Raw genomic sequence first — 18,663 nt, forward strand, 5'->3', positions numbered from 1 at the left:
TCCGCCTCGCCCTCCCTCCGGCCTTTCGATTGCCCGCATGCCCCTTGCCCGTCTCGCGCATCTGAACCCCTTGTCCGTGATCGCGGGCGTGGTCGCCCTGCTGATCGCGGTGCCCATCGTGGTGGTCGGCGCCAGCGTGCTGACGCCCAGCACGCAGACATGGCGGCATCTGGCCGATACCGTGCTGGCCGAGTACGTCGTCAATACGCTGTGGCTGCTGGCGGGCGTGTCGGTGGGCGTGCTGCTGCTGGGCGTGACCACGGCCTGGCTGGTCGCCACGTACCGCTTTCCGGGGCGCGCGCTGATGGAATGGGCGCTGGTGCTGCCGCTGGCCATGCCCGCCTACGTGATCGCCTACGCCTATACCGACGCGCTGCAGTTCGCCGGCCCCGTGCAGACGTGGCTGCGCGAGGTGACCGGCTGGCGCGCACGCGACTACTGGTTTCCCGATATCCGCTCGCTGGGCGGCGCCATCGTGCTGTTCGCGCTGGTGCTCTATCCCTATGTCTACCTGACAGCGCGCGCGGCCTTCCTGCAGCAGACGCTCAATACGCTGGAGGCGGCGCGCCTGCTTGGGTACGGCACGGTCGGCAGCGTGCTGCGCGTGATGGTGCCGCTCGCCCGGCCCGGCATCGTGGCCGGCACGGCGCTGGCGATGATGGAAACGCTGGCCGACTTCGGCACCGTGGCCTACTTCGCCATTCCGACTTTTTCCACGGGCATCTATCGCGCATGGTTCTCTCTGGGCGACAAGAGCGCGGCGGCGCAGCTGTCCGCCTGCATGCTGGCCTTCGTGATCGGCATTCTGGTGCTGGAGCGCGTCTCGCGGGGGCGCGCGCGGGTGCATGGCGGGCTGCGCCGGGCGCCCGCCTACCAGCTGCGCGGCTGGCAGGGCTGGGCCGCGCTGGCCGCGTGCGCGCTGCCGGTGGTGCTGGGCTTCGCGGTGCCGGCCGCGATGCTGTGCCGGATGGCCTTCGTCGACGGCGACGCGCAGTTCGGCCCGCGCTTCGTCGCGCTGGTGCGCAACAGCTTCGTGCTGGCCAGCGTCACGGCGCTGGCCGCGGTGCTGATCGCACTGGCCGTCGGCTATGCCGGCCGCCTGACCGGGGGCCTGGTCATGCGGGCGCTGACGCGGCTGTGCGGCATGGGCTATGCCCTGCCCGGCTCGGTGATCGCGGTGGGCGTGCTGGTGCCGGTGGCGCGGCTGGACAACGCGCTGTCGGCCTGGCTGCAGCAGCACGCCGGCATATCCGCCGGGCTGCTGCTGACCGGCACCATTGCCGCGCTGGTCTACGCGTATCTGGTGCGCTTTCTCGGCGTGGCGCTGCAGACGGTCAACGCCGGGCTGGCCAAGATCACGCCGAGCATGGACGCGGCCTCGCGCAACCTCGGCCATGGCCCGGCGTCGACCCTGCGGCGCGTGCATTTCCCCATGCTGCGCGGCACGCTGCTGACCGCGGCGCTGATCGTCTTCGTCGACGTGATGAAGGAATTGCCGGCGACCTTCGTCATGCGGCCGTTCAACTTCGACACGCTCGCGGTGCAGGCCTACAATCTCGCGTCCGACGAGCGGCTGGCCGAGGCGGCGACCGCCTCGCTGGTGATCGTGCTGGTCGGACTGCTGCCCGTGGTGGTGCTGTCGCGCGAGATCCGCCGCAGCGGCCGCGAATAGGGCGAAGCATCGCGGGCCGGCAGGCGCGGGCTACGGGAAAACGCGGACACACGCGGCCCTCAAGCCATGCGGCGCGATGCCGTTAGTACGTCATGGGTCATTGGGCCGGCGCCTTTGCGCCGGCATCCTTGCAAGTCTTCGTGGACGGGAGCCGTATGCAGTTTCGTTATCGGATGCTGGTGTTCAAGATGTCGCGACTGGCCAACCAGGACAAGCTGACGGCCGTACAGGAGATCGGCTTCGCGACCGAATTCGCGGAGCTCGTCGCCAAGGAAGACGTGGCCGGACGGATCGTCGCCGAACTGTTCGACCACGAGCATCCGCAGGTGCGGCGGATCGCGGTCAATGCCATCCGCCGCACCGGGCGCTACGACGTGCCGGGGCTCAAGCCCGCGCTGCTGCGCCGGCTGACGGACCCGGAGCCGTGGCTGCGGCACGATGCGGTATGGGTGGTGCAGGATGCCGCCATGGATGGCGGCATGGTGCGCGCCGAGCTGCGGCGCCTGGCCGGCAAGGTGCAATTGCCGCAGGACGCGGTGCGGGCCAAGGCCAACCCGGCGGACGGATTGCTGCACGCCCAGGTGCGGGCGCGCCAGGCGCTCGATGCGCTGCTGAAGAAGGACGCGGCAGCCGCGATGGCCGCGGTGCGGGCGGCCATGGCCGCGTTCAGCGGCCTGTCGAAGGAACCCTACAACAACGGCACGGTGGGCCAGCTCAATATCGTGCGCCGCGAACTGCAGCGCCGCATCGCCTCGCGCGCGCTGTCGAGCAGCACGCGGCTGACGTTCCGCCGTGTCGAGAAGGCGGAAGACGGCAAGGGTGGCGGCGGTTTCGCCGTGACCGCGGAGACGGGCGGCGAAGCGCAATAGGCCGGATGGCGTTGCCCCGCCCCGCCGGGGAGGCAGGGCGAGGAGCGGTCTGCGAGGCCCCTGCTTCGTTGGGGCGGTCACCGTCACCCCGACCCTCTCCCGCTGGCGGGAGAGGGCGTCCTCGGCTTACTTGTACCCGGCCTTGTCGGCGAGCTTCTGCGCCACGGGCTGGTACTTGCCCAGTTCCGACACATTGATCTTGTCGGCCTTGAACGCGCCCAGCGCCTCGAGCGCGGGGTTGCCGACCTTGACCGTCGGCACCACCGGCCACTCGTTGTTCCCATCGGCGAAGTAGGCCTGCGCCTCGTCGCTCGCCAGGTACTCCAGGAACTTGACCGCCGCCTCCTTGTTCGGCGCGTGCTTGAGCATGCCGCCGCCGGAGATGTTCATGTGCACGCCCTGGCTGGACTGGTTGGGCCACACCACGCCCAGCTTGTCGGCCACCGCCTTGTCTTCCGGCTTGGTCGACTTCATCAGCCGCGCGATGTAGTACGTGTTGGCGATCGCCACATCGCACTCGCCCGCGGCCACCGCCTTGAGCTGGTCGGTGTCGCCGCCCTTGGGCGTGCGCGCGAGGTTGGCCACCATGCCCCGCGCCCACTGCTCGGTCTTGGCCTCGCCATCGTGCGCGATCAGGCTGGAGATCAGCGACAGGTTGTAGACATGGCCGCTGGAGCGCGTGCAGACCTTGCCCTTCCACTTCGGGTCGGCCAGTTCCTCGTAGGTCTTGATCTCGCCGGCCTTGACGGCGTCCTTGTTGTACGCGATGACACGGGCGCGGGCCGAGAAGCCGAACCATTCGCCGTTCGGATCGCGATAGTTGGCGGGAATGCGCGACTCCAGCACCTTGGACTTCACCGGCGCGAACACGCCCGCCTGTTGCGCCCGCCACAGACGGCCGATATCGACGGTGATGAACACATCGGCCGGGCTGTTGGCGCCCTCGCTCCTGATGCGCTCCAGCAGCGGATCCTCCTGGCCTTCGATGCGGTTGATCTTGATCCCGGTCTGGCGTGTGAAGTTGGCGTACAGCGCGTCGTCGGTCTGATAGTGGCGGGCCGTGTACAGGTTCAGCACCTTTTCCTGGGCGGAAGCGGCAAGCGGCATGGCGAGCACCGCGATGGCGGCCAGCGGGGCTGCGGCGCCGGGCAGCAGACGGCGAAATACCTTCATGAAGTCTCCTCGTGAATATCGGATTCGGCACCGGAGCGGCCGGCTGGCCGCCGCGCGCAACGCGCGGGCCGCGGCGCAAACAGTAGTCATTCTCGTTTCCGACGTCAACGTTGGCAACGTAGGGTTTCCCGCCACCGCCCGCGCAAACGAAAAGCCAGCCCGAAGGCTGGCTTTGTCGATCCGGCGCCGCTTCCTGGCGGGCGCTCAGGCGCCGGTGCGCTCGATCAGCGCCTGCACCGCATCGGCGGGCAGCGGGCCGTGGCAGCTGCGCTCGCCGCTCGCCTTGCTGGCCACCAGCCAGACCCGGGCGGGCGTCGCCGTCGGGCGCAGCAGCCACGCCTGGCCGCGCACCGTGCGGGGCAGGTCTTCGAGCGTGCCGCTGCGCTCCGACTGCAGCATGGTCGCGCATTCGTTGGCAGGCACGCGCGTGGCGGCGAGAAAGTCCGGGTTGGTCAGGACCTCCGGCAACGCGGTATCGGGCGCGCGCAGGAAGGCATCGACGTCGAACTGGCGCGAGGCGCCGGTCTGCGCGCAGGCGGCCAGGGCCAGCGCCGCCGCGGCGATGCCGGCGCCGGCTGCCCGAGCGCGCCATGGAGAGGATTGGTGGGTCATGTCGCGGCTCACTGCTTCATCACATCGGCGCCCTTGGGCGCCGTAAAGCGGAAGGCATCGGCCGCCATCGGCGGGTTCTTCTGCATGCCGGTGAACGTCAGCAGCGTGGTATTGCCGAAAGCGTCGCGCAGCTCCATCGCCTCGAGGTTGCCGCCCTTGAAGCCGATGCCGATGCGCTCGAACTGCGTGTCCTTGGCCTTGGGCGTCAGTTCCAGCCACTCCACGCCATCGCGCACCGGTCCGTTCTTGACCACGAAATTCTTCTCCAGGTCGTTGCTGCCGAACAGGATGGCCGCCGGGCTGGAGCCGAGCGCGTTGTCGAGCCTGCGTTCGGTGACCTGGTTCAGGTCCTTGTCGTAGATGAACAGCGTCTGACCGTCGGCCTGCAGCAGCTGGTCGTAGGGCTTGGTGTAGCGCCAGGTGAATTTGCCGGGACGGGAGAAGGCGAAGGTGCCGCTGGAAGTGCCGGTGACCTTCACCGCATCGCCGCTGCCCTTGACCTGCCGCTGCGTGAACTCGCCGGTGGCCGTCTTGACGGTGGTGACGAACGTCCGGAGCTGGTCCGTGGCCGCGGCGTGCGCGGCGGACGCCGCGAAGGCGGACACGGCAACGGCGCTGGCAACAGCGGCAAAAAAGCGATGTCGCATGAATGGCGTTCCTTTGCGTGTTGGATAACGACAGGTTAGAGGCCACGCCGGCGCGCGGATTCCGCGCCGGTGTGCAATCCGGGTAACGGCATGTTACCCGGCGTGCGCAATCATTCCTCGCGCGCGCTGGCCGGCACCAGGATGTCGCGGTTGCCGTTGCCGGACATGGCCGAGACCATGCCGGCCTTTTCCATGTCCTCGAGCAGCCGCGCGGCGCGGTTGTAGCCGATGCGCAGATGGCGCTGCACCAGCGAAATCGAGGCGCGCCGGTTCTTCAGCACGACTTCCACCGCCTGGTCGTACAGCGGGTCGGCCTCGCCGGCGCCCCCGATGCCGGCGCCGCCGCCAAAGCCGTCGCCACCGGTCTCGCCCTCGACCAGGCCACCTTCGAGGATGCCCTCGATATAGTTGGCCTCGCCGGCCTCCTTCAGCTTGCTGACCACGCGGTGCACCTCGTCGTCGGAGACGAAAGCGCCGTGCACCCGCACCGGGAAGCCGGTGCCCGGCGCCAGGTACAACATGTCGCCCATGCCCAGCAGCGCCTCGGCGCCCTGCTGGTCCAGGATGGTGCGCGAGTCGATCTTGCTGCTGACCTGGAACGCGATCCGCGTCGGCACATTGGCCTTGATCAGGCCGGTGATCACGTCGACCGACGGGCGCTGCGTGGCCAGCACCAGGTGGATGCCCGCCGCCCGCGCCTTCTGCGCGATACGTGCGATCAGTTCTTCCACCTTCTTGCCGACCACCATCATCAGGTCGGCCAGCTCATCGATCACGATGACGATCATCGGCAGCTTGTCCAGCGGCTCGGGCGCGTCCGGGGTCAGGCTGAACGGGTTGGGAATCTTTTCCTCGCGCGCCGCCGCCTCCTCGATCTTCTTGTTGTAGCCGGCCAGATTGCGCACGCCCAGCTTGCTCATCAGCTTGTAGCGGCGCTCCATCTCGCCCACGGCCCAGTTCAGCGCGTTGCCGGCCTGCCGCATATCGGTCACGACGGGACACAGCAGGTGCGGAATCCCCTCGTAGACGCTCATTTCCAGCATCTTCGGGTCGATCAGGATCAGCCTGACCTGCTCCGCCTTGGCCTTGTACAGCAGCGACAGGATCATCGCGTTGATGCCGACCGACTTGCCCGAGCCCGTGGTGCCGGCCACCATGCAGTGCGGCATGCGGGCCAGGTCGGCCACCACCGGCTTGCCGGCGATGTCCTTGCCCAGCGCCATCGTCAGCTGCGAGGCGCTCTCGTTGTACACCTGCGAGCCGAGGATCTCGCCCAGCCGCACCGCCTGGCGCTTCGGGTTGGGAAGCTCCAGGCCCATGTAGTTCTTGCCCGGAATGGTTTCCACCACGCGGATGGACATCAGCGACAGCGACCGCGCCAGGTCCTTGGCGAGGTTGACCACCTGGCTGCCCTTGACGCCCATGGCGGGCTCGATCTCGTAGCGGGTGATCACCGGCCCCGGATACGCGGCCACCACCTTGACCTCGACGCCGAAGTCCTTGAGCTTCTTTTCGATCAGCCGCGAGGTGAATTCCAGCGTCTCGGCGCTGACCGTTTCCTGCGTGGCGGGCACCGGGTCCAGCAGCGACAGCGGCGGCAAGTCGGCATCGTGCAGGTCGGCGAACAGCGGCTGCTGCTTCTCGCGCTCGACGCGCTCGTGCTTGGGCACGGCCTGCGGGCGCACGATCTGCACCGGCGCGGCCTCCTCGATGCGCACGCGCTGCACCTCCACCGTCTCGGTGCGCTCGACCTTGGCGGCCTCGCCGATGATGCGGTCCTGCTTGCTCTCGCGGCGCGCCTTCAGCCGCAGGAACAGCGTCTCGGCAAACCCGCCCACGTGCTCGGCGACGGACAGCCAGGAGAAATGGAAGAACAGCGACAGGCCGATCGCCAGCATCAGCAGCAGCAGCAGCGTGGCACCGGTAAAGCCGAGCGCGCCCTGCAGCCAGCCGCCCAGCGCGTCGCCCAGCACGCCGCCGGGCGCGCGCGGCAGCGAGGCACGCAGCGGATACATGCGGATGGCCTCCAGGCCCATGCTGGAGACCAGCGTCAGCACGAAGCCGATCCAGCTGACCACCACGCCCTGGCGCGCCTGCTCGATGCGCTCGGGCAGCTCGGCGGTCAGCTCGCGCCAGCCGCGCCAGCAGCGGCGCACCAGCAGCGCGCCCCACCAGTAGGCGGAAAAGCCGAAGACGAAGAACAGCACGTCGGCCACCCACGCGCCCACGCGACCGCCCAGGTTATGGATATTGGCCACCTGGTTGGCGTGGGACCAGCCGGGATCGGCCTTGCTGTAGCTGACCAGGATGCTGATGAACGCCAGCGTCACCGCCAGCAGCAGGAACCAGCGCACCTCGCCCAGCAGCTTGCCGATGCGGGATGGCAAGGCGGAAGGATCGGTGCGGGTGGTCGTCGTGGTTCGTGCCATGCGTGGGGAAGCGTGGAAAATCGGGGCGCGGGCGCGCGGTGGCGCGCCGGGCCGGGTTGCGGATGGCGGCCATTTTACCCTTGGCAGGTGCTATCGCTCCCATTGGAATTTGCAACAGTGCCCCCGCGCCGCTCCACTTATAATGCGGCTTTCGAGTTTACGCCGGTGCGCGGCCCGCCCACCGGTCACAGGAAGCATCATGGCCAAACACGCAAAAGTGCTGATTCTGGGTTCCGGTCCCGCCGGCTATACCGCCGCCGTCTACGCGGCCCGCGCCAACCTGCAACCGGTGCTGATCACCGGCCTGGCCCAGGGCGGCCAGCTGATGACCACCACCGACGTCGAGAACTGGCCCGCGGATGCCAACGGCGTGCAAGGCCCGGAGCTGATGCAGCGCTTCCTGGAACATGCCGAGCGCTTCAACACCGAAATCATCTTCGATCACATCCACACGGCCAAGCTGACCGAGCGGCCGATCCGCCTGATCGGCGACGCGGGCGAATACACCTGCGATTCGCTGATCATCGCCACCGGCGCGTCGGCCCAGTACCTGGGCCTGCCGTCCGAGGAAAACTTCATGGGCCGCGGCGTCTCCGCCTGCGCCACCTGCGACGGCTTCTTCTACAAGAACCAGGAAGTGGCCGTGGTCGGCGGCGGCAACACCGCCGTGGAAGAGGCGCTGTACCTGTCCCATATCGCCAGCAAGGTCACCGTGATCCATCGCCGCGACAAGTTCCGCGCCGAGCCGATCCTGGTTGACCGCCTGCTCCAGCGCGAGAAGGAAGGCCGCGTCGAAATCCTCTGGAACAACGTGCTGGAAGAAGTGGTCGGCGACGACTCGGGCGTGACCGGCGTCAAGCTGCGCAACGTGCAGACCGACGCCATCGAGGAGCGCAAGCTGGCCGGCGTGTTCATCGCCATCGGCCACAAGCCCAACACCGACCTGTTCACGGGCCAGCTCGAGATGCACGACGGCTATATCGTGACCAAGAGCGGCCTGCGCGGCGACGCCACCGCGACCAGCGTGCCGGGCGTGTTCGCCGCGGGCGACGTGCAGGACCACGTCTACCGCCAGGCCATCACCAGCGCCGGCACCGGCTGCATGGCCGCGCTGGATGCCCAGCGCTACGTCGAAGCGCTGAAGTAAGGCGGCGCAACGCCGGGCGGCCGGCGCGGGAATTCCGTGCCGGCCGCCGCCCTGCTCCACAGGGGTGGCGTGCGCAGTCCGATGTTCCACACCGCGCCCTGGAGACGCTCATGAAGCACGGTGCCAGCAAGCCGGGCGCCGCGCCACGCGGGGCCAAGCCCGACACCCGCCTCGGCCTGACCGACCTCGCCCGGCTGCGCGACGCCCTCAAGGCCGACGCCGAGCGCCGCGAGGCCGAACGCCTGGCAGCCGAGGCCGCCGCGCGCCGGGCCGATGAAGAAGCCAATGTCTTTCGCGCCAGCGTAGGCCAGGTCAGCGCGCTGCGCGACCGCAACCGCGTGGTGCCGCCCCCGCTCCATCCCGCCCCCATTCCCGTCCAGAGCCGCCTGAACGACGAGGCCGTGCTGCAAGCCTCGCTGTCCGACGAGTTCGACGTCGAGAGCATGCTGGAGACCGACGACACGCTGTCGTTCCGCCGGCCCGGCATCGGGCTGGACGTCGTGCGCAAGCTGCGCCGCGGCGAGTGGGTGCCGCAGGACCAGATCGACCTGCATGGCCTGCGCCGCGACGAAGCGCGCGAGGCGCTGGCCGAGTTCCTGCGGCGCGCCGTGCGCCGGGGCGTGCGCTGCGTGCGCGTGATCCACGGCAAGGGCCACGGTTCGCCGGGCAAGGAACCCGTGCTCAAGGGCAAGGTGCGCAGCTGGCTGGTGCAGAAGGAAGAGGTGCTGGCCTTCGTGCAGGCCCGTCCCACGCAGGGCGGCGCCGGCGCGGTCATGGTGCTGCTGAGGCAACCCTATGCGTGAAGCCGGCTGATGGTCGTGCCGGTCGATATTCTCGCGAGCCAGCTACCGCTGATCCTCCATGCGATGGAGGTGATCGGCATTCTCGCCTTTGCCGTGTCCGGCGTGCTGGACGCGCGCCGGCACCAGTTCGACGTGGTGGGCACCTTCGTGGTGGCGTTCGGCACCGCCTTCGGCGGCGGCACCCTGCGCGACGTGCTGCTGGACCGCCGTCCCTTCTACTGGGTCGAGCACGAAGGCTACGTGATGATGATCTTCGCGATGTCGGTCGGCGCGGCGGTGGTGTTCCGGCTGGTCAGACGCGTGGCGTCCGAGCGCACCCTGGTGGTGGCGGACGCGATCGGGCTGGGCCTGTTCTCGGTCACCGGCACGTCGCTCGCGCTGGTGGCAGGCATGACGCCGCTCGTGGCGGTGATGATGGGCATCATCTCGGCGGTGGCCGGCGGCGTGCTGCGCGACGTGCTGTGCAACGAGGTGCCGATGATCATGCGCGACCGCTCGCCCTACGCCACCTGCTCTTTCATCGGCTGCTGGATCTATATCGGCCTGACCTGGTGGCAGGCGCAGCCCGAGGTCGGCTTGCTGGTGGGCGCGCTGTCGATCATGCTGATGCGCCTGCTGTCGTACGAGTTCGGCTGGAAACTGCCGAACTGAGGCGGCGCCGGCGCGGCGCCCGCCACGACGCCATCCATCAATTACACCGCCGCTTCGTCCTGCTCGCCCGTACGGATGCGGATCACGCGTTCGATCTCGGTCACGAAGATCTTGCCGTCGCCGATCTTGCCGGTATGCGCGGCCTTGACGATGGCGTCGAGCACCGTATCCAGCTGCTGCTCGGCCACCACCACTTCGATCTTGATCTTGGGCAGGAAGTCCACCACGTATTCCGCGCCCCGGTACAGCTCGGTATGGCCCTTCTGCCGGCCAAAGCCCTTGACCTCGGTCACCGTCAGGCCGGTCACGCCCACATCCGCCAGCGCCTCGCGCACTTCGTCCAGCTTGAACGGTTTGATGATCGCGGTAATCTGCTTCATGGCTTGCCCCTTGTATATTTTGGTTGATGAGTGATTCTAGCGCCCGGCCACCGGCTGCACCCCGGAATCTTCAGCCCGGAATCCTCTCCAGGTCCTTCATCCAGACGGTTGACTCGGAGTCGCTGGGCGCGCGCCAGTCGCCGCGCGGCGACAGCGACCCGCCGGAGCCCACCTTCGGCCCGTTGGGCACGCAGGAGCGCTTGAACTGGCTCTGGCGGAAGAAGCGGTCCAGGAAAATGCCCAGGTTGTGCTTGATGTCGGCCAGCTCGTACTGGTTGCGCGCGACATGGGGCCCTTCCGGCCAGCCGCCGCGCTCGCGGTCGCCCCAGGCATGCAGCGCGAGGAAAGCGATCTTGGTCGGCGCGAAGCCGAAGCGCAGCGTGTAGAAGAGGTTGAAGTCCTGCAACTCGTAGGGCCCGATGACGCTTTCGGTCTTCTGCTCCGGACCCGCCTTGGACTTGCCCGGCACCAGTTCGGGGCTGATATCGGTACCCAGCACGTTCTCCAGCACGTCCGAGCCCGCCTCGCCGATCTGGTTCGTCTCCGCGACCCAGCGCACCAGGTGCGAGATCAGTGTCTTGGGCACGCTGCCGTTGACGTTGTAGTGCGACATGTGGTCGCCCACGCCATAGGTGCACCAGCCCAGCGCCAGCTCGCTCAGGTCGCCGGTGCCGATCACGATGGCGCGATGGTGGTTCGCCAGCCGGAACAGGTGGTTGGTGCGCTCGCCGGCCTGCACGTTCTCGAAGGTGATATCGAACACCTCCTCGCCCTCGGCGTAGGGGTGCCCCAGGTCCTTGAGCATGGCCATGCAGCTTGGCCGGATATCGATCTCGCGGGCGGTGCAGCCCACCACCTCCATCAGCTCGCGGGCCTGCTTCAGCGTCCGTTCGCTGGTGGCGAAGCCCGGCATGGTGAAGCCCAGGATGTTCGCGCGCGGCAGGCCCAGCCGGTCCATCGCCTTGGCGCAGACCAGCAGCGCATGGGTCGAATCGAGCCCGCCCGAGACGCCGATCACCACCTTGTCGATGCCGGAGGCGGACAGCCGCTGCACCAGCGCCTGCACCTGGATGTTGTAGACCTCCATGCAGCGCTCGTCGCGCCGCCGGGCGTTTGCGGGCACGTACGGGAAGCGCTCGACGGTGCGCTCCAGCGGCAGCGCACGGGTGGTCGGGGCGTCGATATCGAAGCGCACCACCCGGAACTTCGCCACTTCCTCGCTGTGCCGGCGCACCGAATGCCCGAAGGTCGTCGAGTGCATGCGCTCGCGCGAGAGCCGCTCCAGGTCCACGTCGGCGTAGATCAGGTGCGAGTCGTCGGCGAAGCGCTCCGATTCGCGCAGCAGCTCGCCGTTCTCGTAGATCAGCGCCTGGCCGTCCCACGCCATGTCCGTCGAGGACTCGCCCTTGCCCGCCGAGCTGTACAGGTAGGCGGCCAGGCAGCGCGCGGACTGCTGGCCCACCAGCTGGTGCCGGTAGCCGGATTTGCCGACCACGATATTGGAGGCGGACAGGTTGACCAGCACGGTCGCACCGCCGAGCGCCGCATAGGACGACGGGGGAATGGGTACCCAGACGTCCTCGCAGATCTCCACGTGGAAGCGGAAGAACGGAATGTTTTCGATCTCGAACAGCTGCTCGGCGCCGAAGGGCACGGTCTCCCCGCACAGACGGATGCTGTCGGTCGTGGCGCAGTCCGCCGCGTTGAATTGCCGGGCCTCGTAGAACTCCCAGTAGTTCGGCAGATAGCTCTTGGGCACCACGCCGTGGATGCGTCCGCCCGCCACCACCACGGCGCAGTTGAACAGCAGATGGTCCACGCGCAGCGGCATGCCCACGATCAGCGCCGCCGACAGCTTCCGGGACGCTTCGACGATGCTGGCCAGCGCTTCCTGGCAGGCGTCGAGCAGCGCGCGCTGGTGAAAGAGGTCGTCGCAGGTGTAGGCCGACAGCCCCAGCTCCGGAAAGGCGACCAGCACGGCGCCCTGCTCGGCCGCCTGCCTGGCCAGCGCGATGGTCTGCTGGGCGTTGTACGCCGGATCCGCCACCTTGCAGCGCGGCACGCCGACCGCCACGCGGGCGAAGCCATGGGAGTAGAGATTGAAGAATCGGTTCGTCATGTCAGGTCGTCCTTGCGTTCCGTACAGCGCCCGCGGAAGCAGGTGCAAGTAGGGTGCTGCGGTGCGTCGCAACACCGATTCCGGTAGACTCGACCGGCCGTCCCGGTCCCGCCGATGCCGCGGACACACCAGGCCAGACGCAAGGCGAAACACAGGTAGAACGGGAGTCGATCGAGCGCAATGCCATTGAAAGCATGCAAGTCGGAGGCCAGCTCCGCGGCCCCCTCCGGGGACGCCGCGAGCCATGGCGGCCAGCCGGGCCATTATCGCACGCGTATCGTGGACGACCTGGCAAGCGTCCCGGCCGCCACCTGGGACGCCCTGGTCAGGGCCCAGCCGGGCGCCACGCCCTTCCTGCGCCACGCCTTCCTGGACGCGCTGCATGCCAGCGGCAGCGCCACCGCCGAGACCGGCTGGGAACCCCGCTACCTGACCCTGTGGGCCGACGGCCCCGCCGGCGAGCGCCTCGCGGCCGCGATGCCGCTGTACGCCAAATCCCACTCCTATGGCGAGTACGTGTTCGACTGGGCCTGGGCCGATGCGTATGCCCAGCACCGCGTGCCCTACTACCCCAAATGGCTCAGCGCCGTGCCCTTCACGCCCGTGCAAGGCGCGCGGCTGCTGGCCGAGGACGGACTCGCGCGGCGGCACCTGCTGCGGATCGCGCTGGCGCTGGCCGAGGAAAGCGGCCTGTCCTCCTTGCACGTCCTGTTCCCGACCGACGACGAGGCCGCGCTGATGGACGAGGCCGGCATGCTGATGCGCCAAGGGGTGCAGTTCCACTGGACCAACCCCGGCTATGCGGATTTCGAGGCGTTTCTTGCCACGCTGTCGCAGAAGAAGCGCAAGAACATCCGCGCCGAGCGGCGGCGGGTCGAAGAGGCCGGCATCTCGTTCCGGCACGTGCTGGGGCCGCAAATCGGGGCCGACGACTGGCGCCTGTTCCACCGCTGCTATCGGCAGACCTATCGCGAGCACCATTCCACGCCGTATCTGAACCTGGACTTTTTCGAGCGCATCGGCGCGGCGATGCCCGAAAACCTGCTGATGGTCGTCGCCTTGCGGGAGGGACGGCCGATCGCGGCGTCGCTGCTGGTCTACGACGCGGACCCGGCGGTAAGCACCCTGTACGGGCGCTACTGGGGCGCGCTGGAACACCACCCGTGCCTGCATTTCGAGACCGCGTATTACCAGCCGCTGGCGTTCTGCATCGCCCACGGCATCCGCACGTTCGAGGGCGGCGCCCAGGGCGAACACAAGATGGCGCGCGGCTTTCTGCCCGTCGCCACGCGCTCCGCGCACTGGCTGGCGCATCCCGCGTTCGCCGATGCGGTGGAGCGCTTCCTGGCGCGGGAGCGGCAGGGAATCGATGCCTATCTGGATGAGTTGGGGGAACGGACGCCTTATGCGCGGTGAGGTTTTACAACTGTCGTGCTGACCGGGCGGTCACCCTCTGCCCACGTCCAAACAAAACATCCCCGCAAGGCCAAAGCCATGCGGGGATGTTTTCCACCAGAGAACGCGCCAGACCGGCGCGCCCGCTCACTTCTTGTAATTCGCCACGCCGTCCGAGATTTCCTTGTGGGCTTCCTCGATGCCGGCCCAGCCTTCGACCTTGACCCACTTGCCGGCTTCGAGCGCCTTGTAATTCTCGAAGAAGTGCTTGATCTGGTCCAGCGTGTTCTGCGGCACGTCCGACAGGCCCTTCATGAAGGCGGTGGCGGGGCACAGCTTGTCGACCGGCACGGCGACCAGCTTGGCGTCCACGCCAGCCTCGTCCGTCATCTTCAGCATGCCCAGCGCGCGGCAGCGCACGACGGCGCCGGCCAGGATCGGGAACGGCGTGAGCACCAGCACGTCCACCGGGTCGCCGTCGCCCGACAGCGTCTGCGGAATGAAGCCGTAGTTGGCGGGATAACGCATGCCGGTGCCGATGAAGCGGTCGACGAACAGCAGGCCGGTGTCCTTGTCGGCCTCGTACTTCACCGGATCGCTCTGGGCGGAAATCTCGATGATGACGTTGAAATCGTTCGGGATGTCCTTGCCCGGCGAGACGAGATTGAAGCTCATGCGATTCTCCAGAATGCTCTGTTTGCGGATGGCCGGCATTATAGCGGGTCGGCCCTGACCGCAAGCTGACGGCGACGCCCGGCCGCCGGGCTGCGCGATAATGCCGGTTCGTTGACGCCGGAGCCCCCCGATGCATGCCCAGCATTTTGTCGCCAATCGCCTGATCGCGCCGGATTCCGGCATGCGGATCAAGGTGTTCGACCCCTCCACCGGCGAGCCGTTCGCGGAGATCGCGCGCGGCAACGCCACCGATATCAACGCCGCGGTCTACGCGGCCCGGCAGGCCGCCGAGGGCGCCTGGGGCGCGATGTCCCCCGCCGAGCGCGTGCGGCTGCTCAACCGCGTGGCCATCGTGCTGATGGAGCACGAGGACGAGCTGGCCGCGCTGGAAGCGCGCGATACCGGCAAGCCGCTGCGCCAGGCCCGCGCCGACGCGCGCGCCGTGGCGCGCTATTTCGAGTTCTACGCCGGCGCCGCCGACAAGCTGCACGGCCAGACCATTCCCTACCAGACCGGCTACACGGTGCTGACCGTGCGCGAGCCGCATGGCGTGACCGGCCACATCATCCCGTGGAACTATCCGTTGCAGATCTTCGGCCGCAGCGTGGGCGCGGCGCTGGCCGCCGGCAATGCCTGCGTGGTCAAGCCCGCCGAGGATGCCTGCCTGTCGCTGCTGCGCGTGGCCGAGCTGGCCGCCGAGGCGGGCCTTCCCGACGGCGCGCTCAATATCGTGACGGGCTACGGCCACGAGGCCGGCGCGGCGCTGGCCCGCCACGCCGGCATCGACCATATCTCCTTCACCGGCTCGCCGCAGACCGGCAAGCAGGTGGCCCAGATGGCCGCCGAGAACCATGTGCCCGTGACGCTGGAACTGGGCGGCAAGTCGCCGCAGATCGTGTTCGCCGATGCCGACCTCGATGCGCTGGTGCCCGTGGTGGTCAACGGCATCGTGCAGAACGCCGGCCAGACCTGCTCGGCCGGCAGCCGCGTGCTGGTCGAGCGGCCCATCTACAATGCGCTGCTGGACCGCCTGGCCTCGGTGTTCGAGTCGCTGCGCGTGGGCCCGTCCGAGCTGGACCTCGAATGCGGCCCGCTGATCAACCGCAAGCAGCAGCAGCGCGTATGGGACTTCGTCTCCGACGCGCAGCACGCCGGCATTCCGGCCATGGCACAGGGCCAGATCGTGGCGGAGGCGCCCGAGACCGGCTACTACCAGGTGCCGATGCTGTTCCGCGACGTGCCGCCCAAGCACCGGCTCGCGCAGGAAGAGGTGTTCGGCCCGCTGCTGGCCGCCATGCCGTTCGACAGCGAGGCCGAGGCGCTGACGCTGGCCAACGGCACCGCCTACGGCCTGGTGGCGGGCGTATGGACGCGCGACGGCGGGCGCCAGCTGCGGCTGGCGCGCAAGCTGCGCGCGGGGCAGGTCTTCATCAACAACTACGGTGCCGGCGGCGGCGTGGAGCTGCCCTTCGGCGGCACCGGCCAGTCCGGCTACGGACGCGAAAAGGGCTTCGAGGCCCTGTACGGCTTCACCATTCTGAAAACCATCGCCATCAACCATGGGTAATATCAACTTCCTGTCCGTCGCCTTCGCCATCTTTTTTTTCTGGATGGGCTGGCACGTCAGAAACAAGCGCGCGACCAACCCGTCGGGCATGCCGCGCCTGCAGGTCTTCAAGCGCAAGTGGGGCGACAACGTGGGCGACCGCGTGCACTGGGCGCTCTACGTGGCCCTGCCCTTCCTGCTGGGCATCATGATGGTGGCCAATGCCGTGCGCGGCCGGGGACCGTTCTCCGGCTAGGCACGCGGCGCCGGCGCCCGCAGCGGCGCGCATCGACAACCAACAACACAACGGAGACATCGATGAGACTGGCGAACAAGGTGGCGGTGGTGACGGGCGGCGGTTCCGGCTTCGGCGAGGGCATCGCCCACGCCTTCGCCCGCGAGGGCGCGCGCGTACTGATCGCCGACCTGCGCGAGGACGCGGCGCGGCGTGTGGCCGACGCGATCCGCGGCGCGGGCGGCGAGGCGGCGGCGTGCCGCGCCGACGTCTCGCTCGGCGCGGACGTGGCCGCGATGCGCGACGAGGCGCTGCGGCGGTACGGGCATGTCGACATCGTGGTCAACAACGCCGGCACCACCCACCGCAACAAGCCCATCCTCGAGATCACCGAGGAAGAGTTCGACCTCGTCTACGCGGTCAACGTCAAGAGCATCTACTGGTCGGCGCGGCACTTCATCCCGCATTTCCGCGAGCGCGGCGGCGGCGCCTTCGTCAACATCGCCTCGACCGCCGGCATCCGCCCCCGCCCCGGCCTGGTCTGGTACAACGGCAGCAAGGGCGCGGTGATCACCGCGAGCAAGGCCATGGCCGCCGAACTCGGCCCGGACAAGATCCGCGTGAACTGCGTCAACCCGGTCATCGGCGCGACCGGCATGCTCGAGCAGTTCATGGGCGTGCCGGACACGCCGGAGAACCGCGCACGCTTTCTCGCCACCATCCCGATGGGGCGCATGTCGACCCCTGCCGACGTCGCCAACGCCTGCCTCTACCTCGCATCGGACGAGGCGTCGTTCATCACCGGCGCCTGCATCGAGGTCGATGGCGGCCGCTGCGTCTGAGCGCCGCCTTTCCGGTTTTTTCGCTTCCCCGCTTTTCCGCTTTTCCGCTTTTCCGCTTTCCCGCGTCTTTCCTCGCCGCGCGCGATGGCTTATCCCGCGGCACCCGATGGCAGCATCCACAAACAGAATTGCCAAGGAGACAGCATGACAAGCACCGTGGTGAACGCCGGCACGAACGCCGCCGGCTACGAAGACGCGCTCTACCGCAAGGTGAGCTGGCGCCTGATTCCCTTCCTGCTGCTTTGCTACGTGGTGGCCTACCTGGACCGCGTCAACGTGGGCTTCGCCAAGCTGCAAATGCTCAGCGACCTGCAGTTCAGCGAGACAGTCTACGGGCTCGGCGCCGGCATCTTCTTCATCGGCTACTTCCTGTTCGAGGTGCCGAGCAACGTGATCCTGCACAAGGTGGGCGCGCGCATCTGGATCGCCCGCATCATGATCACCTGGGGCGTGATTTCGGCGGCGATGATGTTCGTCACCACGCCGACGATGTTCTACGTGCTGCGCTTTCTGCTGGGCGTGGCCGAGGCGGGCTTCTTTCCCGGCATCATCCTGTACCTGACCTACTGGTATCCGGCGGACCGGCGCGGGCGCACCACCACGTGGTTCATGACCGCGGTGGCGCTGTCCGGCGTGATCGGCGGCCCGCTGTCGGGCTGGATCATGCAGAACTTCGACGGCCACAACGGCTGGGCCGGCTGGCAGTGGATGTTCCTGCTGGAAGGGCTGCCGTCGGTGCTGGTGGGCCTGTGGGTGCTGGGCTTCCTCGATGACCGCATCGCGCACGCGAAGTGGCTCACCGCCGAGGAAAAGGCCGTGCTCGAGCGCAATATCGCCGCGGAGGCCGTCACCAAGGAAGACCTCCCGATCCGCCGCGTGATGTCGAGCCCGCGCGTGTGGCTGATGAGCGCGATCTACTTCAGCTTCGTGATGGGGCTGTACGGCGTGAGCTTCTGGCTGCCGACCATCATCAAGCAGACCGGCGTCAAGGGCGCGCTGGACATCGGCCTGTTGACCGCCATTCCCTACGGCGCCGCCGTGATCGGCATGGTGCTGGTGGCGCGCAGCGCGGACCGCACCGGCGAGCGCCGCTGGCATATCGCCATTCCGGCGGTGCTCGGCGCGCTGGGTCTGGTGCTGTCGGTGCACTGGCACGGCAACACGGTGCTGGCGATGGTGGGACTGACGCTGGCGACCATCGGCATCATGACCACGCTGCCGCTGTTCTGGAGCCTGCCTACGGCGTTCCTCGCCGGCACCGGCGCCGCGGCCGGCATCGCCATGATCAACTCGCTGGGCAACCTCGCCGGCTTTATCAGCCCCTATGCGGTGGGCTGGCTCAAGGACCTGACGCAGAGCACCAACTCGGGCATGTACCTGCTGGCGGTATGCCTGGTGGTGGGCGGCGCGCTGACGCTGTCGGTGCCCGCCGCGAGCGTGAACCGGCGCTGAGCCTGGGCGCGGCGCG

Annotated in this window: 17 protein-coding genes; 10 read left to right on the plus strand and 7 right to left on the minus strand. The window is 68.3% G+C overall.

Annotation, left to right across the window (positions count from 1 at the left end; genetic code table 11):
• Positions 1-37: 37 nt before the first annotated feature.
• Together LDO27_RS12350 and LDO27_RS12355 are read left to right on the plus strand one after the other, a co-directional pair.
• Positions 38-1,672: an ABC transporter permease gene (locus LDO27_RS12350; protein WP_224042042.1), complete on the plus strand. Its 1,635-nt coding sequence runs from the start codon at positions 38-40 to the stop codon at positions 1,670-1,672.
• A gap of 155 nt (positions 1,673-1,827) precedes the next feature.
• Entirely contained in the window at positions 1,828-2,541 is a 714-nt protein-coding gene (locus LDO27_RS12355) for a hypothetical protein (RefSeq protein WP_224042044.1), read from the plus strand.
• Positions 2,542-2,667: 126 nt separating this feature from the next.
• Here LDO27_RS12355 and LDO27_RS12360 read toward each other — a convergent pair whose 3' ends face one another.
• The 4 genes from LDO27_RS12360 to LDO27_RS12375 all read right to left on the minus strand — a co-directional run bounded on the left by LDO27_RS12360 (position 2,668) and on the right by LDO27_RS12375 (position 7,402).
• Positions 2,668-3,714, minus strand: coding sequence for a Fe(3+) ABC transporter substrate-binding protein (locus LDO27_RS12360; RefSeq protein WP_222201658.1), 1,047 nt, complete (start codon positions 3,712-3,714; stop codon positions 2,668-2,670).
• A 204-nt stretch (positions 3,715-3,918) separates the two neighbouring features.
• Positions 3,919-4,326: a hypothetical protein gene (locus LDO27_RS12365; RefSeq protein ID WP_224042046.1), complete on the minus strand. Its 408-nt coding sequence runs from the start codon at positions 4,324-4,326 to the stop codon at positions 3,919-3,921.
• A gap of 8 nt (positions 4,327-4,334) precedes the next feature.
• On the minus strand, positions 4,335-4,973 hold the full coding sequence (lolA, locus tag LDO27_RS12370; RefSeq protein ID WP_224042048.1) for an outer membrane lipoprotein chaperone LolA: 639 nt from the start codon (positions 4,971-4,973) through the stop codon (positions 4,335-4,337).
• 110 nt (positions 4,974-5,083) lie between these two features.
• Positions 5,084-7,402 carry a DNA translocase FtsK gene (locus LDO27_RS12375; RefSeq protein ID WP_224042051.1) on the minus strand — a complete coding sequence of 773 codons (2,319 nt, stop codon included), beginning with the start codon at positions 7,400-7,402 and terminating at the stop codon, positions 5,084-5,086.
• 199 nt (positions 7,403-7,601) lie between these two features.
• Here LDO27_RS12375 and trxB point away from each other — a divergent pair, with 199 nt between their 5' ends.
• The 3 genes from trxB to LDO27_RS12390 all read left to right on the plus strand — a co-directional run bounded on the left by trxB (position 7,602) and on the right by LDO27_RS12390 (position 10,003).
• Positions 7,602-8,549 carry a thioredoxin-disulfide reductase gene (trxB, locus tag LDO27_RS12380; protein WP_222201662.1) on the plus strand — a complete coding sequence of 316 codons (948 nt, stop codon included), beginning with the start codon at positions 7,602-7,604 and terminating at the stop codon, positions 8,547-8,549.
• Positions 8,550-8,659: 110 nt separating this feature from the next.
• Positions 8,660-9,352, plus strand: a complete 693-nt coding sequence (locus tag LDO27_RS12385) for a Smr/MutS family protein (RefSeq protein ID WP_222201663.1) — start codon at positions 8,660-8,662, stop codon at positions 9,350-9,352.
• 9 nt (positions 9,353-9,361) lie between these two features.
• The gene (locus LDO27_RS12390) at positions 9,362-10,003 is read left to right on the plus strand and encodes a trimeric intracellular cation channel family protein (RefSeq protein WP_224042053.1); all 642 of its coding nucleotides are present in this window, start codon (positions 9,362-9,364) and stop codon (positions 10,001-10,003) included.
• 41 nt (positions 10,004-10,044) lie between these two features.
• On the opposite strand, the gene glnK is transcribed toward LDO27_RS12390, so the two are convergent.
• Positions 10,045-10,383, minus strand: coding sequence for a P-II family nitrogen regulator (glnK, locus tag LDO27_RS12395; RefSeq protein ID WP_222201665.1), 339 nt, complete (start codon positions 10,381-10,383; stop codon positions 10,045-10,047).
• A gap of 70 nt (positions 10,384-10,453) precedes the next feature.
• Entirely contained in the window at positions 10,454-12,502 is a 2,049-nt protein-coding gene (locus LDO27_RS12400; RefSeq protein ID WP_224042055.1) for an NAD(+) synthase, read from the minus strand.
• Positions 12,503-12,682: 180 nt separating this feature from the next.
• On the opposite strand from LDO27_RS12400, the gene LDO27_RS12405 reads away from it, so the two are divergent.
• Positions 12,683-13,918, plus strand: a complete 1,236-nt coding sequence (locus LDO27_RS12405) for a GNAT family N-acetyltransferase (RefSeq protein WP_224042057.1) — start codon at positions 12,683-12,685, stop codon at positions 13,916-13,918.
• A gap of 126 nt (positions 13,919-14,044) precedes the next feature.
• On the opposite strand, the gene ppa is transcribed toward LDO27_RS12405, so the two are convergent.
• Positions 14,045-14,572: an inorganic diphosphatase gene (gene ppa, locus LDO27_RS12410; RefSeq protein WP_222201668.1), complete on the minus strand. Its 528-nt coding sequence runs from the start codon at positions 14,570-14,572 to the stop codon at positions 14,045-14,047.
• Positions 14,573-14,702: 130 nt separating this feature from the next.
• Here ppa and LDO27_RS12415 point away from each other — a divergent pair, with 130 nt between their 5' ends.
• The 4 genes from LDO27_RS12415 to LDO27_RS12430 all read left to right on the plus strand — a co-directional run bounded on the left by LDO27_RS12415 (position 14,703) and on the right by LDO27_RS12430 (position 18,647).
• Entirely contained in the window at positions 14,703-16,139 is a 1,437-nt protein-coding gene (locus LDO27_RS12415) for an aldehyde dehydrogenase family protein (RefSeq protein WP_224042059.1), read from the plus strand.
• Positions 16,132-16,374 (plus strand): hypothetical protein, encoded by a 243-nt coding sequence (locus LDO27_RS12420; RefSeq protein WP_222201670.1) that lies wholly within the window; start codon positions 16,132-16,134, stop codon positions 16,372-16,374. The genes LDO27_RS12415 and LDO27_RS12420 overlap by 8 nt, the downstream gene beginning before the upstream one ends.
• 62 nt (positions 16,375-16,436) lie before the next feature.
• A complete protein-coding gene (locus tag LDO27_RS12425; protein ID WP_222201671.1) occupies positions 16,437-17,195 on the plus strand; it encodes an SDR family oxidoreductase in 759 nt (252 codons plus the stop codon).
• Between the two features lie 144 nt (positions 17,196-17,339).
• Complete coding sequence (locus tag LDO27_RS12430; protein WP_222201672.1) at positions 17,340-18,647, plus strand: MFS transporter; 1,308 nt, start codon at positions 17,340-17,342, stop codon at positions 18,645-18,647.
• Positions 18,648-18,663: the final 16 nt, after the last annotated feature.

Source organism: Cupriavidus respiraculi, from assembly GCF_914271545.1.
In the GTDB taxonomy this organism is placed as follows: Bacteria; Pseudomonadota; Gammaproteobacteria; order Burkholderiales; family Burkholderiaceae; genus Cupriavidus; species Cupriavidus respiraculi.

Bases quoted from the DNA above. Each gene is read 5' to 3' on its own strand.
- LDO27_RS12350 (WP_224042042.1), top strand. From the start codon at position 38: ATGCCCCTTGCCCGTCTCGCGCATCTGAACCCCTTGTCCGTGATCGCG.
- LDO27_RS12355 (WP_224042044.1), top strand. From the start codon at position 1,828: ATGCAGTTTCGTTATCGGATGCTGGTGTTCAAGATGTCGCGACTGGCC.
- LDO27_RS12360 (WP_222201658.1), bottom strand. From the start codon at position 3,714: ATGAAGGTATTTCGCCGTCTGCTGCCCGGCGCCGCAGCCCCGCTGGCC.
- LDO27_RS12365 (WP_224042046.1), bottom strand. From the start codon at position 4,326: ATGACCCACCAATCCTCTCCATGGCGCGCTCGGGCAGCCGGCGCCGGC.
- lolA (WP_224042048.1), bottom strand. From the start codon at position 4,973: ATGCGACATCGCTTTTTTGCCGCTGTTGCCAGCGCCGTTGCCGTGTCC.
- LDO27_RS12375 (WP_224042051.1), bottom strand. From the start codon at position 7,402: ATGGCACGAACCACGACGACCACCCGCACCGATCCTTCCGCCTTGCCA.
- trxB (WP_222201662.1), top strand. From the start codon at position 7,602: ATGGCCAAACACGCAAAAGTGCTGATTCTGGGTTCCGGTCCCGCCGGC.
- LDO27_RS12385 (WP_222201663.1), top strand. From the start codon at position 8,660: ATGAAGCACGGTGCCAGCAAGCCGGGCGCCGCGCCACGCGGGGCCAAG.
- LDO27_RS12390 (WP_224042053.1), top strand. From the start codon at position 9,362: ATGGTCGTGCCGGTCGATATTCTCGCGAGCCAGCTACCGCTGATCCTC.
- glnK (WP_222201665.1), bottom strand. From the start codon at position 10,383: ATGAAGCAGATTACCGCGATCATCAAACCGTTCAAGCTGGACGAAGTG.
- LDO27_RS12400 (WP_224042055.1), bottom strand. From the start codon at position 12,502: ATGACGAACCGATTCTTCAATCTCTACTCCCATGGCTTCGCCCGCGTG.
- LDO27_RS12405 (WP_224042057.1), top strand. From the start codon at position 12,683: ATGCCATTGAAAGCATGCAAGTCGGAGGCCAGCTCCGCGGCCCCCTCC.
- ppa (WP_222201668.1), bottom strand. From the start codon at position 14,572: ATGAGCTTCAATCTCGTCTCGCCGGGCAAGGACATCCCGAACGATTTC.
- LDO27_RS12415 (WP_224042059.1), top strand. From the start codon at position 14,703: ATGCATGCCCAGCATTTTGTCGCCAATCGCCTGATCGCGCCGGATTCC.
- LDO27_RS12420 (WP_222201670.1), top strand. From the start codon at position 16,132: ATGGGTAATATCAACTTCCTGTCCGTCGCCTTCGCCATCTTTTTTTTC.
- LDO27_RS12425 (WP_222201671.1), top strand. From the start codon at position 16,437: ATGAGACTGGCGAACAAGGTGGCGGTGGTGACGGGCGGCGGTTCCGGC.
- LDO27_RS12430 (WP_222201672.1), top strand. From the start codon at position 17,340: ATGACAAGCACCGTGGTGAACGCCGGCACGAACGCCGCCGGCTACGAA.